The organism is Goodfellowiella coeruleoviolacea (assembly GCF_024171785.1).
Taxonomy (GTDB): Bacteria; Actinomycetota; Actinomycetes; order Mycobacteriales; family Pseudonocardiaceae; genus Goodfellowiella; species Goodfellowiella coeruleoviolacea.
Map to the genome: position 1 here is coordinate 268467 of NZ_JAMTCK010000011.1, position 13718 is coordinate 282184.

General features: G+C 72.0%; 12 protein-coding genes and 1 pseudogene. 6 read left to right on the plus strand and 7 right to left on the minus strand.

Going from position 1 to position 13718, the window contains the following annotated elements; genetic code table 11:
- The first annotated feature begins 326 nt into the window (after positions 1–326).
- Both LX83_RS23875 and LX83_RS23880 read left to right on the plus strand, forming a co-directional pair.
- Positions 327–1358 carry a glycosyltransferase gene (locus LX83_RS23875; protein ID WP_253775109.1) on the plus strand — a complete coding sequence of 344 codons (1032 nt, stop codon included), beginning with the start codon at positions 327–329 and terminating at the stop codon, positions 1356–1358.
- Between the two features lie 33 nt (positions 1359–1391).
- The gene (locus LX83_RS23880) at positions 1392–1994 is read left to right on the plus strand and encodes a class I SAM-dependent methyltransferase (RefSeq protein WP_253775111.1); all 603 of its coding nucleotides are present in this window, start codon (positions 1392–1394) and stop codon (positions 1992–1994) included.
- A gap of 372 nt (positions 1995–2366) precedes the next feature.
- Here the strand turns inward: LX83_RS23880 and LX83_RS23885 are convergent, their stop codons facing one another.
- On the minus strand, positions 2367–3332 hold the full coding sequence (locus LX83_RS23885) for an alpha/beta hydrolase family protein (protein WP_253775113.1): 966 nt from the start codon (positions 3330–3332) through the stop codon (positions 2367–2369).
- A 100-nt stretch (positions 3333–3432) separates the two neighbouring features.
- On the opposite strand from LX83_RS23885, the gene LX83_RS23890 reads away from it, so the two are divergent.
- The 4 genes and pseudogenes from LX83_RS23890 to LX83_RS23905 all read left to right on the plus strand — a co-directional run.
- Positions 3433–4302 (plus strand): helix-turn-helix transcriptional regulator, encoded by an 870-nt coding sequence (locus LX83_RS23890; RefSeq protein ID WP_253775115.1) that lies wholly within the window; start codon positions 3433–3435, stop codon positions 4300–4302.
- Between the two features lie 566 nt (positions 4303–4868).
- A complete protein-coding gene (locus LX83_RS23895) occupies positions 4869–5672 on the plus strand; it encodes an SDR family oxidoreductase (protein WP_253775117.1) in 804 nt (267 codons plus the stop codon).
- Positions 5673–5791: 119 nt separating this feature from the next.
- Entirely contained in the window at positions 5792–6682 is an 891-nt protein-coding gene (locus LX83_RS23900; protein ID WP_253775119.1) for a helix-turn-helix transcriptional regulator, read from the plus strand.
- A gap of 164 nt (positions 6683–6846) precedes the next feature.
- Positions 6847–7866, plus strand: a pseudogene (locus tag LX83_RS23905) (MarR family transcriptional regulator); the annotation flags it as partial.
- Positions 7867–7893: 27 nt separating this feature from the next.
- Here LX83_RS23905 and LX83_RS23910 read toward each other — a convergent pair.
- The 6 genes from LX83_RS23910 to LX83_RS23935 all read right to left on the minus strand — a co-directional run bounded on the left by LX83_RS23910 (position 7894) and on the right by LX83_RS23935 (position 13714).
- The gene (locus tag LX83_RS23910; protein WP_253775122.1) at positions 7894–9654 is read right to left on the minus strand and encodes an MMPL family transporter; all 1761 of its coding nucleotides are present in this window, start codon (positions 9652–9654) and stop codon (positions 7894–7896) included.
- Positions 9597–10181: an MMPL family transporter gene (locus tag LX83_RS23915; RefSeq protein ID WP_253775124.1), complete on the minus strand. Its 585-nt coding sequence runs from the start codon at positions 10179–10181 to the stop codon at positions 9597–9599. The genes LX83_RS23910 and LX83_RS23915 overlap by 58 nt, the downstream gene beginning before the upstream one ends.
- Before the next feature lie 176 nt (positions 10182–10357).
- Positions 10358–11029: a response regulator transcription factor gene (locus LX83_RS23920; protein WP_253775126.1), complete on the minus strand. Its 672-nt coding sequence runs from the start codon at positions 11027–11029 to the stop codon at positions 10358–10360.
- Complete coding sequence (locus tag LX83_RS38510; RefSeq protein WP_253775128.1) at positions 11026–12165, minus strand: sensor histidine kinase; 1140 nt, start codon at positions 12163–12165, stop codon at positions 11026–11028. The genes LX83_RS23920 and LX83_RS38510 overlap by 4 nt, the downstream gene beginning before the upstream one ends.
- Entirely contained in the window at positions 12162–13397 is a 1236-nt protein-coding gene (locus tag LX83_RS23930; protein WP_253775130.1) for an NAD(P)/FAD-dependent oxidoreductase, read from the minus strand. The genes LX83_RS38510 and LX83_RS23930 overlap by 4 nt, the downstream gene beginning before the upstream one ends.
- Positions 13394–13714, minus strand: coding sequence for a 2Fe-2S iron-sulfur cluster-binding protein (locus LX83_RS23935; protein ID WP_253775132.1), 321 nt, complete (start codon positions 13712–13714; stop codon positions 13394–13396). Before LX83_RS23935 ends, LX83_RS23930 begins: the two co-directional genes overlap by 4 nt.
- Positions 13715–13718: the final 4 nt, after the last annotated feature.

Consider the following 13718-nt stretch of genomic DNA (forward strand, 5'->3'; position numbering starts at 1 on the left):
GCGGTACCGCTCGCGGAGAAAGGGGGAGAACACCCGGCTTGTGGATCGCCCGGGCACAAGGTCGATTACCGGTAGTTAACGATCGTGTCCTTCGTGTCACAGTAACCCGGGGTCCATCTCCGATCAAGGATTGTCCTGTCCCCCAAGGAGAAGTGTCCGTTCGTCCACGGTTCGCACCGGTTCGCACCCGCCTTGTCGGACAGGGCTTGCCCCGGGGCGGGCAATGGTGTAGACCACGAAGTTGTCAGGGGGCCGTTCGACCCGCCCCGTTTCTCCCACCGGTGCCCAGAAGCAGTCGTTCGCCAGGACCCTCGGAGGGAGCGGGCATGGCCGGTCGTGTCATCTACATCGGCGCCGAATCACAGATCCCGGTCGGCGGCATCCGGCTGGCCACCGATCACGTCGCGACGCTGGTCGAAGCCGGAGTCGAGGCCTACCGCTGGACGCCGACCCCCGGCTTCCGGTACACGTGGTTCGAGGACACGGTGCCGACTCTCTCGGGCTGGCACCTGGATCTGACCGAGGACGACGTGCTCGTGCTCCCCGAGTTGGCCGTGCTCCCCGGCCGTGATCCCGCACCGGGCGCCCGCAAGGTCGTGCTCAACCAGGCGCACTTCCTCACCTTCGTCACCTGCCCCGACATCGAGGACTACCCGGGCTGGTCGCCGACGCCGTCACTGTGGACGATCTCCCGGGAGAGCGCCGCGGTGCTGGCGCGGGCGGTGCCCCACCTGCCCCCTGCCGACCTGATCCCGAACCCCGTCGACACCGAGGTCTTCCGACCAGGCGCGCACCGCCGCCCCAGCGTGGCGTGGATGCCGCGCAAGCGGCCGGCCGACGGCCTGCTGCTGCGGCGGATCCTGCGCAACGACCCGAGGTGCGCGGGCGTCGAACTCCGCGAGATCAAGGGCCTGTCCCATGACGGGGTCGCCGAGGTGCTCGCGACGACATCGGTGTTCGTCGCGTTCAACTCCTACGCCGGCGAGGGTTTCGGCCTGCCCGCCGCGGAAGCGCTCGCCGCCGGCTGCCTCGTGACCGGCTACCCGGCCGGCGGTGGCGAGGAACTGTTCGAGGCGCCCGCCGCCTGGGCGGTCGCGGAACACCGGCCGACCCTGCTGGCGGACAAGGTGTTCGAGCTGCTGGAGATGCCGGGCCAGGAGGAGCTGCGCGCCGCGGGCCGGCAGTGGATCCAGGAGCGCTACACCAGGAAGGTGACGTCGGCGTCCCTGCTGACGGCGGTGGCGCACGCGCGTTCCCGCCCCGGCGGCGCGTGCCGGGCCCAGCACCCGGCGATCTGGGAGCCCGAAGTGCTCAAGATCATCGAGCCGTACACGGCGTCGATCCAGGCCGCGAGCTGACCGGGACTGCCCGTGGTGGAGCCTGGGAACCGGATGCGGGACACGTTCACCCGCATCTACGCGAGCGGCGAGTGGGGCCGGGAGGAGTCGAGGTCGGGCTTCGGCTCCAACCTGGTGCAGACCGAGGTGATCCGCGGCGAACTGCCGCGCCTGGTGCGTGCACTGGGCGTGCGAACTTTCCTGGACGTGCCGTGCGGAGACTGGTTCTGGATGTCCCGGGTCGACCTCGGCGTGGAGCGCTACGTGGGCGCGGACGTGGTGCCGTGGGTGGTCGAGCGCAACCGGGAGCGGTTCGGCGCGCCCGGGCGGGAGTTCCGCGTGCTGGACCTGCTGGCGGACCCGTTGCCGCAGGCCGATCTCGTGTTCTGCCGGGACTGTCTGGTGCACTTCAGCGACGCCGACGTCTTCCGGGCACTGGACGCCATCCGCGCGAGCGGGGCGACCTGGCTGGTCACCACGACCTTCCCCCGGTGGGACAACTGGGACATCGACACGGGTGGCTGGCGTCCGATCAACCTCACCGCCCCGCCGTTCTCCCTCGCGCCCCCGGTGCGGCTGGTCAACGAGCACTGCACCGAGTACCACCCGCACTTCACCGACAAGTCGCTCGGCGTCTGGCGCGTGGCCGACCTGTGACCAGACCTGGCGGACAGAGGCTGGAACGCGATGCCCGTGGTGCACCCACCGTCCAAACAGGACACGAAGCGGCCTGGGCGCACCGAGCGCGGCCAAGTCCCGTTCCGTCCTCGCCGGCGGAAGCGGTTCATCGGAAGGCGGAAGAGGAAGGTCTCTGTCGGCACCTGTGCACGCGGATCTGGCACTGCCTGTCTTCACGACCACGCGGTCACACTCGGCATGCCCCCCTCCACCCCACTCACCGGTCGAACAACATCCACGTCCCGACCGAGTTGACGGCTCACAATGTCGTGTCATGCCGAATGGTGGCATTGTGGACGTTCAGCGGACCTGCGCCTCGCGCCTGCCACCCGCACGCAGCGCTGGTGGCGGCTACTTGGTCCGCACTTGGCCGAGCGACGGATTGCTGTGGATCGCTTCGCTGGCCTGCTGCCACGCGGGGTCACCGTCGTGGAGGGCCGATCGCAGGTAGGCCCATGTCGCGCGCTGGGTGACCGCCAGCCGTTCGGGGTCCTCGTCGTCGGTCTCGGCGAGGCTGTAGCCCATGATGCCGCCGAGGTAGTGCTTGGCGCCGGGGAGGGTCAGCAGGGCGTCGGCACCCGGGCTGCGGTGGTAGGGCTCGGCGTGCCAGTCGGCGCCGCGGGTGGTGGCGGCAGGGTTGTCGTCTTCGTCGCCGTAGACGACCAGCGTCGGTGTGGTCAGGTGTGCGAAGTCGGCTGCCAGCTCGGAGTACCGCTCGCGCATGGTGTCGGTCATGCCCTCGGCGCTGCCGGTGGAGGCGAGCAGCACACCCGCGCTGATGCGGGGGTCACGCAGGTCGAGCACGGTTCCGCTGGCCGGATCGGTGGCCCGCGCGCCGAGCAGCACGCTGGCCGTGTTGCCGCCCGCGGAGTGACCGACGACGGCGATGCGCGTCGGGTCGAGTCGCCCGGCGACGACCGGCGCCTGGGCCTCGATGGCGTTGAGATTGTCGAGGATGAGCGTGAAGTCGTCGATCCGCGATCGCCAGAACAGCGGGTGGCCGGGGGCGCCGGTGTCGAGGCCGAGCCCGCCGCCCGGGGAACTGAGATGGGTCGGCTGGATGACGGCGAATCCGTGACTGGCGTAGAAGTCGACCAGGGGCGAATAGCCGTCCTTCGACACCAGATAGTGCGAACTGCCGCCCCCGTGAGACAGCAGCACGATCGCGACGGCGTCGCCGTGCAGGGGTGCGGTGACCCGCAGCTGCAGCGGGAGGCCACGGTCCGGCGCCGGCAGGGTGACCGGGTTGACCGCGACGGTCGGAACCGCGTCAGGGACGGGGATGCGCCGGGCGAGCTGAACACAGTTGTTCGTCACGAACCCACTGTGCGGCCGATCGTCCTGGTCAACCAGGACTGATCTATCCAGGACCAATCTCGTCCTGGGTGGGCCGCGTCCGCGCGAGCATACTGAACAGGTGATCGACCGGCCCGGACTCGCCGACTTCCTGCGTCGGCGGCGCGAGAAGCTCTCGCCGTCGGAGGTTGGCCTGCCGGAAACGTCGCGTCGCCGGACACCCGGCCTGCGGCGCGAGGAGGTCGCCGTGCTGGCGGGCATATCGAGCGACTTCTACGCGCGACTGGAGCAGGCTCGCGGTTCCGACCCGTCGGAGTCGGTCGTGACCGCCCTCGCTCGCGCGCTGCGGTGCACCCCCGACGAGAAGGACCACCTGTTCCGCCTCGCCGGCGTGCCCGTCGCGCCGCGCCAGATCGGTCACCGTGTCGACCCGGGATTGCTCCAACTCGCCGCACACCTCGATGGCCTGCCGACATGCATCCACAACGACCTGGGAGACGTGCTCTACACCAACGCGCTCGACGACGCCCTAGCCTGCCGTGACGGGCTTCGCTCCGACCGCGACAGCAATGTCTATCGGAGCTGGTTCACCCGCCAGGACTCGCGTGATCTCGCTCCGGAAGCAGACCGGGCCCGCCTGTCGGCGGCGCACGTCAGCGACCTTCGCGCCACGTACTCCCGCCGCGGCGCGGACCACCAGATCGCCAAGCTGGTAGCTGATCTCGCCGCCCACAGTGCGGAGTTCCGGACGCTGTGGGACCGGCACGACGTCGCCGTCCGACATTCCGATCTGAAGGACGTCCAGCACCCCGCGGTCGGGCTGATCCAACTGCGTTGCCGGTTGCTCGTGACACCTGAGACCGGTATCCGGATGCGGATCCTCCTGCCGCTGCAGGGCACCGACGCCGCCGAAAAGCTTGAACTGCTGCGCGTGATTGGCACCCAGCAGTTCGTCCACGCATGGCTTGCACCGCCGGTGAGTTCACCGTAGGTCGGGAGTGGCTGGGATCACCCTGATCCGCTCCCCTGCGAACGTCCGCTGCTGCCGCGACAGCGCATTCTCCCGCGCCTCGCCGGCCCCTCGTCGACCTCGGCACATGCGGTAGTTCAGCGAAGCCCGCATCCGGCGCCGCCATGCCGCGCGTGGACCCCCGGCAGCGGGTTCGGCTGCTGGACATCACCCGCGATGTCACCGACCGGATCGCCGAAGCCCGCGCCAGCGGATGGCGCGGCGAGGTCCAGGGACTCCAGGTCAACCTGGAGGCGGCGCGCCAGGCAAGGGAGGCTCTCGCAGTACCTGCACCGCCAGGATCTCCCAGCCGTCCAGGACGCCTGCCAACCTGGTTGCGGTGGCGTCCAGTCACCCCCAGGAGAAGTAACGGATCCACGGCAGGCGCGCACGGCGGCACCCGAGAATCCGTCCTGGGAGCCCTGAACGACAGCGCCGACAACACTTCATGGACACGCGCGGCGGCTCTACCCCCATCAGTTTGTTTCAGCCGCACCGGAGGCGCGCCGTGTCAACACCTGCTTCCGCGACAGAACGGACGAAGACCAGTGGCGGACAACCAGTTCACCACCCACGCAGACCTTTTCGACCTGAGTGGGAAGTACGCACTCGTCACCGGCGGCACCAGGGGCATCGGGATGATGATCGCGCGCGGCCTTCTGCAGGCGGGCGCCCACGTCATTGTCAGCTCACGCACGGCAGACGCGTGCGCGGAAGCACAGCGTCTACTGTCCGAATTCGGCGACGTTCAAGCAATCCCCGCCGACCTGTCCAGGTACGACGAGTGTCAGCGCCTCGCTGATCTGGTCACGGCCGACTCGGAACGACTGGACATCCTCGTCAACAACGCGGGAGCGATGTGGCGCGAGCCGCTGGAGACGTTCCCGGCCGAGGCCTGGGACGCAGTGATCGACCTCAACCTCAAGTCGCCGTTCTGGCTGGTGCAGGCGCTGCTGCCGGCACTGCGCAGGGCGGGCACCGCCGATGATCCCGCGCGGATCATCAACATCGGCAGTATCGCCGCCATCCACGTCGCCGAGGCGCCCAACTACTCGTACGCCAGCAGCAAAGCGGCACTCCACCAACTCACCAGGGTGCTCGCCAGGGAACTGGGCCCCCAGCACGTCACGGTGAACGCGGTAGCCCCAGGAGTGTTCCCGTCGCAGATGATGGCGGCCACGATCGATGCCGTCGGCGACACGATCGCGGCGAAGGCCCCGCTGCGCCGGCTCGGCCGCGACGACGACATGGCAGGTGTCGCCGTGTTCCTCGCCAGCCGGGCCGGGGCTTACCTGACGGGCACCATCATCCCGGTCGACGGCGGCACCGCCACGACCGCATCGGGTACCTAGGCGTCGGCGCGAGGCTTTGCCGGCGGCCGACGGGCCCTCGTGAATACCGCCGAGTCGGGTCCTGACGGGGGTACCAGCAGTACCTCCCTTCGCCTGCGGACAGGGCCTACCGTGACGGGGTGGCCACGATCGATCTGCGCACCGAGATCAAGGAGTTCCTGAGTTCGCGTCGCGCGCGGATCACGCCCGAGCAGGCCGGACTGCCCGGCTACGGCGGCAACCGCCGGGTCAACGGTCTGCGTCGCGAAGAGGCAGCTCTGCTAGCAGGGGTATCGGTCGACTACTACGTGCGGATGGAGCGCGGCAGCCTCGCCGGTGCCTCCGACGGGGTGCTCGACGCGTTGGCCTCTGCCTTGCAACTTGACGAGGCCGAGCGCGATCACCTGTTCCACCTTGCGCGGCAGTCCAGGGCGCCCGGCGGTCCACGCCGCCGGCGCCCCGCCGTGACGGTGCGTCCGGCGCTTCAGCAGGTGCTCGACGCCATCACCGATGCGCCGGCGTGGATCTGCAACGGCCGTTACGACGTGCTGGCCATGAACCAACTTGCCCGCGCGCTGTATTCACCGGTGCTGGCCGACACGCGACGGCCGGCGAACACCGCGCGGTTCGTGTACCTAGATCCCGAGGCGGCAGAAGCGTTCTTCGTCGACTATGACCGAATCGTCTGCGATGTGGCCGCGAAGCTACGCATGGAAGCCGGCCGCAATCCGCACGACGAGAAGCTGATCGCCCTGGTCGGTGAGTTGTCAACGCGCAGTGAACTGTTTCGCCAGCGGTGGGCGTCGCAGGACGTTCGGCTCCACCGGTCCGGACGCAAGCGTGTGCACCACCCGGTAGTGGGCCAGCTCGACCTGGACGTCGAGTCGATGGAGCTGCCTGCCGACCCCGGCCTGCTCCTGACCGTCTACACCGCGCCCGCTGGCACGGCGACCGCGGACGGTCTGGCCCTGTTGGCGTCGTGGGCGGCTAGCCAGGAGAAGCCAGCGACCGAGATTCAAGCACTCAGCTGATGTTCCAACCCGTTCAGTCCGTCCGAGTCAGCGCTGAACGACCGGCGAGAGCGTCGGGCCCGCGTTGGGAAGGCCTTTCGCGTGATCGTGAGTTGGTCTGGGCACCCGCGGTTGGGGCGCAGGCAAACCCAACTCCCGGCATTCCGGTCCGGTGCCCGCGCCGCATGAGCGCGAACCCGAGCCGGGTCGGCCCGGACTTGGTACCCACCAGCTGCCAGTCACCCTCGACCAGCGTCCACGAGGTGATCGGGTCATCTCCGGTCCAGTCCTGCCGCACGCCGCGCGTTCGTCACCGGCACCGAGATCCGCATCGACGGTGGCACCCATCGGTGATCGACCCTGTCCCGCGCCCGCCGGCTAGGCTGGTCGGGCGTGGGGAGGAGGACGGGGTGGGTGAGACGTCGGACCGAATCGTGCCGATCGATGTCGGCGAGGTCCGGTTGGAGTCGGCGACGCTGGATCTGGTCAACCTGATCGCCTTCGCCGCGCACGGCCGCGCCTTCGCCCGCCGTTTCCGCGACGCCACCGGCGTGGACCTGCCCGCCGCCGAGCTGCGCACCCTGCTGGTCCTGGCGCAGGGGGACGCGCGCAGTGGCGGTGACCTGGCGGCGGCGCTGGCGATCGACCTGGGGCAGGCCAGCAGGCAGGTGTCGGCGCTGGAGCGGGCGGGGTTGGTCGGGCGCTCCGCCGACCCGGCCGACCGCCGGCGCAGCCTGGTGGCGTTGTCCGAGCGCGGCGCGGAGGTGGACCGGCGGTGGCGGGCGGCGTGGTTGCGGGACTACCTGCGCCCGGTGGCGCGGTGGCCGGAAGCCGACGTCGCGGACCTGACCCGGTGGCTGCGGCTGGTGGACGCGGCGTTGCGCCGGGGGTTGGGGGCGGGCGCACCGGGTGGCCGGCGGGCCGCCGGGGTGGATGCCGAGCCGCCGCACCTGCGCTCCTACGCCGAGGTCGTCGTGGGCTTGGTGGAGCTGGTGGGCACCTCCCACGGGTTCGACGATCTGCTGCGGGAACTGCGGGCGCCGATCCGGCAGTCCGCCTACTTCGCATTGCGCCTGATCGACGCCCACGGCCCGCTGCCCATCACCGAGGTGGGGCAGCGGGCCGGGGTGGACCAGTCGCAGGCCAGCAAGCAGGTGCGCGTGCTGGAGGAGCACGAGCTGGTGGAGCGCGCCACGGACGGTTTCGACCGGCGCAGCACGCTGGTCAGGGCGTCACGGCGCGGCCGGACCCTGGTGCGACGGGTCCGCGACTTCCAACTGGCCGGACTGCGCGACCTGCTGAGCGGCGCTCCCCACGGCGACCGGGACCGATGGGCGGAGCTGGTCGCCGACCTGGTGGCCGAGCTGAGCCGGTGACGACTCGTCCAGTGCCCGCCCTTCGGCGTCGAGGTGCGGCAGGAGACGGTCCAGCCACTGGGGCAGCCACCACGCGCCGCGGCCGAGCAGGGTCAGCAGCGCGGGCACGACGATCATGCGCACGACGAACGCGTCGGCGACGACGCCGGCGGTCAGCGCCAGGCCGATGGAGCCGATCAGCGACGACGGGCTGAGCGCGAACCCGGCGAACACCGCGGTCATGATGGTCGCGGCGGACACGACCACCACGGCGGTGCGCCCGAAGCCGTCCAGCACGGCCTCGACCGGGTCCAGACCGCGCACGTGCGCCTCGTGCATGCGCGAGACCAGGAACACCTGGTAGTCCATGGCCAGGCCGAACAGGATGCCGACGATGAGCACGGGCAGCAGGCTCAACATCGGGTTGCCCTGCGGGGCGGAGAAGACCGGGTCGAGCCAGCCCCACTGGAACACCGCGACGGTGACGCCCACGCCCGCGCCGAGCGAGAGCAGGAAGCCGACCGTGGCGATCAGCGGCACGAGCAGGGAGCGGAAGACGATGATCAGCAGCAGCAGGGACAGGCCGACGATGACGATCAGGTAGGTGATCAGGGCGGTGGACAGCCGTTCGTCGGTGTCGATGCCGATCGCGGTCTGGCCGGTGACCAGCAGGTTCACCCCGGGCACGGCGTCGGCGCGGTCACGGATGTCGTGCACGAGCCGCTCGGTGCGCTCGTCGACCGGGCCGGTGGTGGGCACGACCTGGAGCAGCGCTGTGTCGCCGGTGGCGTTGACGCCGGCGGGGACGACGGAGGCGACCCTGCCGAGGGTGGCGAGTCCGGAGGTCACCTCGTCCAGGCGGGCCTGCACGCCGTCGCCTTGCGCGAGCACGATCAGCGGTCCTTGATAGCCGGCGCCGAACGCGTCGGCGATCTGGTCGTAGGCGGCGCGCTGGGTGCTGTCGGGGTCCTCGCCTCCGGGGGTGGTCAGCGAGGTGGTCAGCGAGAGCACCGGTACGGCCAGCATGAGCAGGCCCGCCACGGCGCCCACGAGCACCGTGACCGGCCGGCGGACGACCAGCTTGATCCAGCGGTCCAGGAAACCGATCCGATCGGCGCGGACCGGCGTGCCACCGCCGTGCTCACGACGTGGCAGGGCGTTGCGTCCCATCAGCTTGAGCGCGGCGGGCAGCAGCGTGAGCGACATCAGCACGGCGACCGCTACCCCGACCGCGGCGGCCACGCCCATCTCGGTGATGAAGCCGATGCCGACCACTGCCAGCCCGGCCAGGGCGATGATCACCGTGCCGCCGGCGAACACGACCGCGGATCCGGCGGTGCCGGTGGCACGTCCGATCGCGTCCGCCACCGAGCGCCCCTCGCGCAGCTCGGCCCGGAAGCGGGCCAGGACGAACAGGCAGTAGTCGATGCCCACGGCCAAGCCGAGCATCACCGCCAGGGTCGGGGTCATGCTGCCGATGGGCGAGAAGGCGGAGAACGCCAACACGCCGAGCGCGCCCACCGCGACGCCGACCAGGGCACCCAGCATGTTGGCCCCGGCGGCGGCCAGTGAGCCGTAAGTCAGCAGCAGCACGGCGAAGGCCAGTACCGCGCCGACGATCTCGGTGGGCCCGAACACCTCGGCACGGGGTCGCTGAGCGAGCCGCCCACCTCCGCGCCCAGGCCGCGGTCGCGTGCCTGCTCGGCCAGTGCGGTCACGGCGTCGTGCACCGCGTCGCGGTTGTCCTCGGTGACCTCGCGCAGCGACAGGGTGGCGATCGCGGTGGTGCCGTCCGGGGAAATCGTCGGGCGGGTCGGGTCGAACGGGTCGGAGACCGCGGCGACGTGCCCGGTGGTCGCGGCGCGGGCGAGGACGTCGGCGACGACGGTCCGCTGCGCCTCGCCCAGGGGTGTGCCGTCCTCGGTGAACAGCACCAGTTGCAGGGTGCCGGTTCCCTTCTCCGGCGGCGGGGACGGGAATTCGCGCTCGACGACCTCCAGTGCGGTGCTCGACTCGGTGTCGTCGATCTCGAACCCGCCGTCGGTGAAGCGCATGCCGCCGATCGCGGCGGCGGCCAGGCCCGCGGCGAGCAGCAGCCACGCGGTGATGACGAGCAGGGGGCGGCGGGCGCTGCCCACGCCCAGCCGGTAGAGCAGTCGTGCCATGCGGTGATCTCTCCTGCGGTGTCCCGGTGAGGGGCGCGGCGCGGTGCGCGACCGCCGACCGTCCTCACCGGACACCAGCCTTCCGCCGATGTGCCGCGGCGTCGTCGTCCGTGCACGGCATCCCGGCTGCGGCGCTCGCGGTAGGCCCGCGGCGCGTACTGCACCCGCGGTACGTCTCAGCGAGCGTCGAGCAGTCCCGAGGAGTGCACGGTGACGACCAGGGCGGCCCGGTCCCGCACGCCGAGCTTGGTCATGGCGCGGTTGACGTGGGTCTTGGCCGTGAGCGGCGAGATGACCAGGCGGGCGGCGATCTGGTCGTTGCTCAGGCCACGTGCCACGAGCAGTACCACCTCGCGTTCGCGGTCGGTCAGCGGGTCCAGCGACGATCGCGGTGGCGGCGGGGGCGCGACCGCGCGGGTGGCGTGGGCGGCCAGGGCGGTCATGGCGCGCGCGGACAGCAGCGTCTCGCCGCGCGCGACCACGCGCACGGCGTCGATCAGCGCTTCGGGGGGCGAGTCCTTGCCGAGGTAGCCGCGCGCCCCGGCGGCGACGGCGGACAGCACGTGCTCGTCGGTCTCGAAGGTGGTCAGCACCAGCACGGCGACACCGCGCGACGCACCGGGGTCGGCGGTCAACCTGCGGGTGGCCTCCACCCCGTCCACGCGCGGCATGCGCAGGTCCATGAGGACCACGTCGACCCCGCCCTCGCGGACCCGCCGCACCGCGCCGTCACCGTCACCGGCTTCGCCGACGACGGTGATGCCGGGCTCGGACTCCAGCACGCCGCGCAGGCCGGCCCGGATGAGGGCCTGGTCGTCCACCACGAGCACCCGCACGTCGCCGATCACCGCACGTCCTCCCGGCCGGGGTGGAGGGGGCCGGGTTCGAGCGGCAGGGTCGCGCGGACCCGGAACACCGCGCCGTCCCGCCCCGCCTCCAGGCACCCGCCGACGGCGTCCACGCGTTCCCGCATCCCCACCAGGCCGTGGCCGCCGGTCCGCGACGGCGCGGCGTCGGCCACCGGGTTGACGACCTCGACCACCACGGTGTCGGGTGCGCGGCGCACAGCCAGTTCGACGCGGCCGGTGCCGTGGCGGGTGGCGTTGGTCAGCGCCTCCTGCACCACGCGGTAGCCGGTCACCGACACCAGGTCGGGCACCTGCCCGCCGTCCAGCCGCGCGTCGACCTCGACGCCGCCCCGGCGGACGGCGTCCACCAGGTCCCCGACCCGCTCCAGACCGGGGGCGGGGGTGTCGGCGTCCACGTCGTCGGCGCGCAGCAGGCGCAGGATGCCGGCCATCTCCCGCAGCACCGCGCGGGCCGCGCTCTCGGTCTCCACCAGCGCGTCCTCCGAGCGGGCGGGGTCGGTGCGCAGGGTGCGGCGGGCCAGTCCGGCGTGGACGGTGATGACCGCGACGTGATGCCCCACCACGTCGTGCAGCTCGCGGGCGATGCGCAGCCGCTCCTCCACGACGCGCCGCCGCGCCACCGCCTCCCGCATCTGCTCCGCCCGCCGCGCCCGGTCCTCCACGGCCAGCACGTAGTCGCGGCGCGAGCGCACGGCGTGGCCGACGCCCACCGCCCCCGTGGTCCAGGCGATCATCGCCGCCGCGTCGGCCTCCACCGCGACGCCGGCACCGTCGAGCAGCGGCGGGAGGCAGAACACCAGTGCGGTGACGACCGCCGCGACCGCCCATCCCCGCCGCCTGGCGGTCGACACCAGGTGCAGCAGGGCGAGCTGGCTCAACGCGCCCAGCGACACCCACGCCGGGTCGGCCTGACCGACCAGCACGACGCCGGCCGTCGTGGCCGCCCACGCCGTCGGCGGGTGCCGGTGCCGCAGCAGCACCGCGGCGCAGCTCGCGACGACGCAGGCGGCCGAGGACCACGGGCCGCCGGAGGCGGTGATCCGCACCAGGGCGAGCCCCGTGACCAGGACGGCGACCAGGGTGACCAGGGTGTCGACCCGACCGAAACGGCTCACGCCAGCAACTTCTTCAGCGGCACACCGGCGTCGGCCGCCTCGGCACGGGAAACCGCCCTGCCCTGTGCGAGCGCCTTGCGCACGACCATGAAGTCGGCGGGGGCGTTGACGCACTCGGCGGCGGTGAGGCGGTCGCCCCGGTAGCGCAGCGCGGTGAACCGGCCGGGCCGCTCGCCGGGGCGGAGGACCACCTCGTCGTCGGGGTGCGCCAGACCGGCGATCTGAATTTTCAGGCTCCCCTGGTCCGACCAGAACCACGGCACGCCGGTGTAGGGGCGCGGGTCGCCCACCAGGGTGGTGGCGGCGGCCTTGGCCTGTTCCACGGCGTTGTCCACGCTCTCCAGCCGCAGCCGCCGGTCCGAGCCGGGCGTGGGGTCGGGCAGGTCGGCGCAGTCGCCCACGGCGAGGGTGTGGCCGTCGGAGGCGCGGGAGAAGGCGTCGACGACCACACCACCGTCGCAGCGCAGCCCGGCGGCGCGCGCCAGGTCGTCGCGCGGCCGGGCGCCGACGCCGACCAGCACGAGACCGGCGGGCAGGCGCGTGCCGTCCGCCAACTCGACGGCGGCCACCGAGCCCCGGTCGCCGCAAAAGCGCAGCGGACGCGCCCCGGTCAGCACCCGCACCCCGGCGTCCTGGTGCGCGGCCCGCACCAGCTCGGCCGTCACCGGGCTGACCACGCGGCCCATCAGCGACGGACCGGCCTCGACCACGGTCACCCGCACGCCCGCGGCCGCCGCGGTGGCGGCGACCTCCAGCCCGATGAACCCGCCGCCGACCACCACGAGATCCGCGACGTCGAGGCGGCGGGCCAGAGCCTCGGCGTCGGCGAGATCACGCAGCACCACGACCCCGTCCAGGTCGGCACCCGCCAGGTCCAGGCGGCGCGGTTCGGCGCCGGTGGCCAGGGCCAGGCGGTCGAACTCCCAGGACCGCCCGGAGGCGGCCACGGCCGTGCCCGAGCCCGTCCCGGACAGCTCCAGCCGCGTGACGCGCTCGTCCAGGACCAGGTCCACGTGCTGATCGCGGTAGAAGGCGGGACTGCGCAGCGCCAGCGACTCGACGGTCGCCTGGCCGCGCAGCACCGCCTTGGACAGCGGCGGCCGGCTGTAGGGGGCGTGGGGTTCCTGCCCGACCAGGGTGACCGGGCCGGCCCAGCCGAGGTCGCGGGCGCTGCTCACCAACTGCGCGCCGGCCTGGCCCGCGCCCACGACGAGCAGGTGGCCGGTGCTCACAGCTGGGTCTCCGGGATGGTGACGTGGACCTCCTGCCCGGCGGCCAGGACGAGCTGGCAGGACAGGCGGGAGTTGTCCGCGCGGTCGGTGGCCGCGACGTCGAGCATGTCGTCCTCGTCCTCGCCGACCGGTGGGAAGTCGTCGGCGTGGCGCTCGTCGAGGAAGACGTGGCAGGTCGCGCAGGACAACGACCCGCCGCACTGGCCGAGGATGCCGGGGACGCCGTTGCGGACCGCGGCCTGCATCACCGAGTCGCCGACCTCGGCCTCCACGACCCGTTCGGTGCCGTCGGGTTGGGTGTAGCACACCTTGGGCACAGTC

Coding starts and splice junctions, on each gene's coding strand:
- LX83_RS23875 (WP_253775109.1), top strand. CDS start 327: ATGGCCGGTCGTGTCATCTACATCGGCGCCGAATCACAGATCCCGGTC.
- LX83_RS23880 (WP_253775111.1), top strand. CDS start 1,392: ATGCGGGACACGTTCACCCGCATCTACGCGAGCGGCGAGTGGGGCCGG.
- LX83_RS23915 (WP_253775124.1), bottom strand. CDS start 10,181: ATGGCACGACTGCTCTACCGGCTGGGCGTGGGCAGCGCCCGCCGCCCC.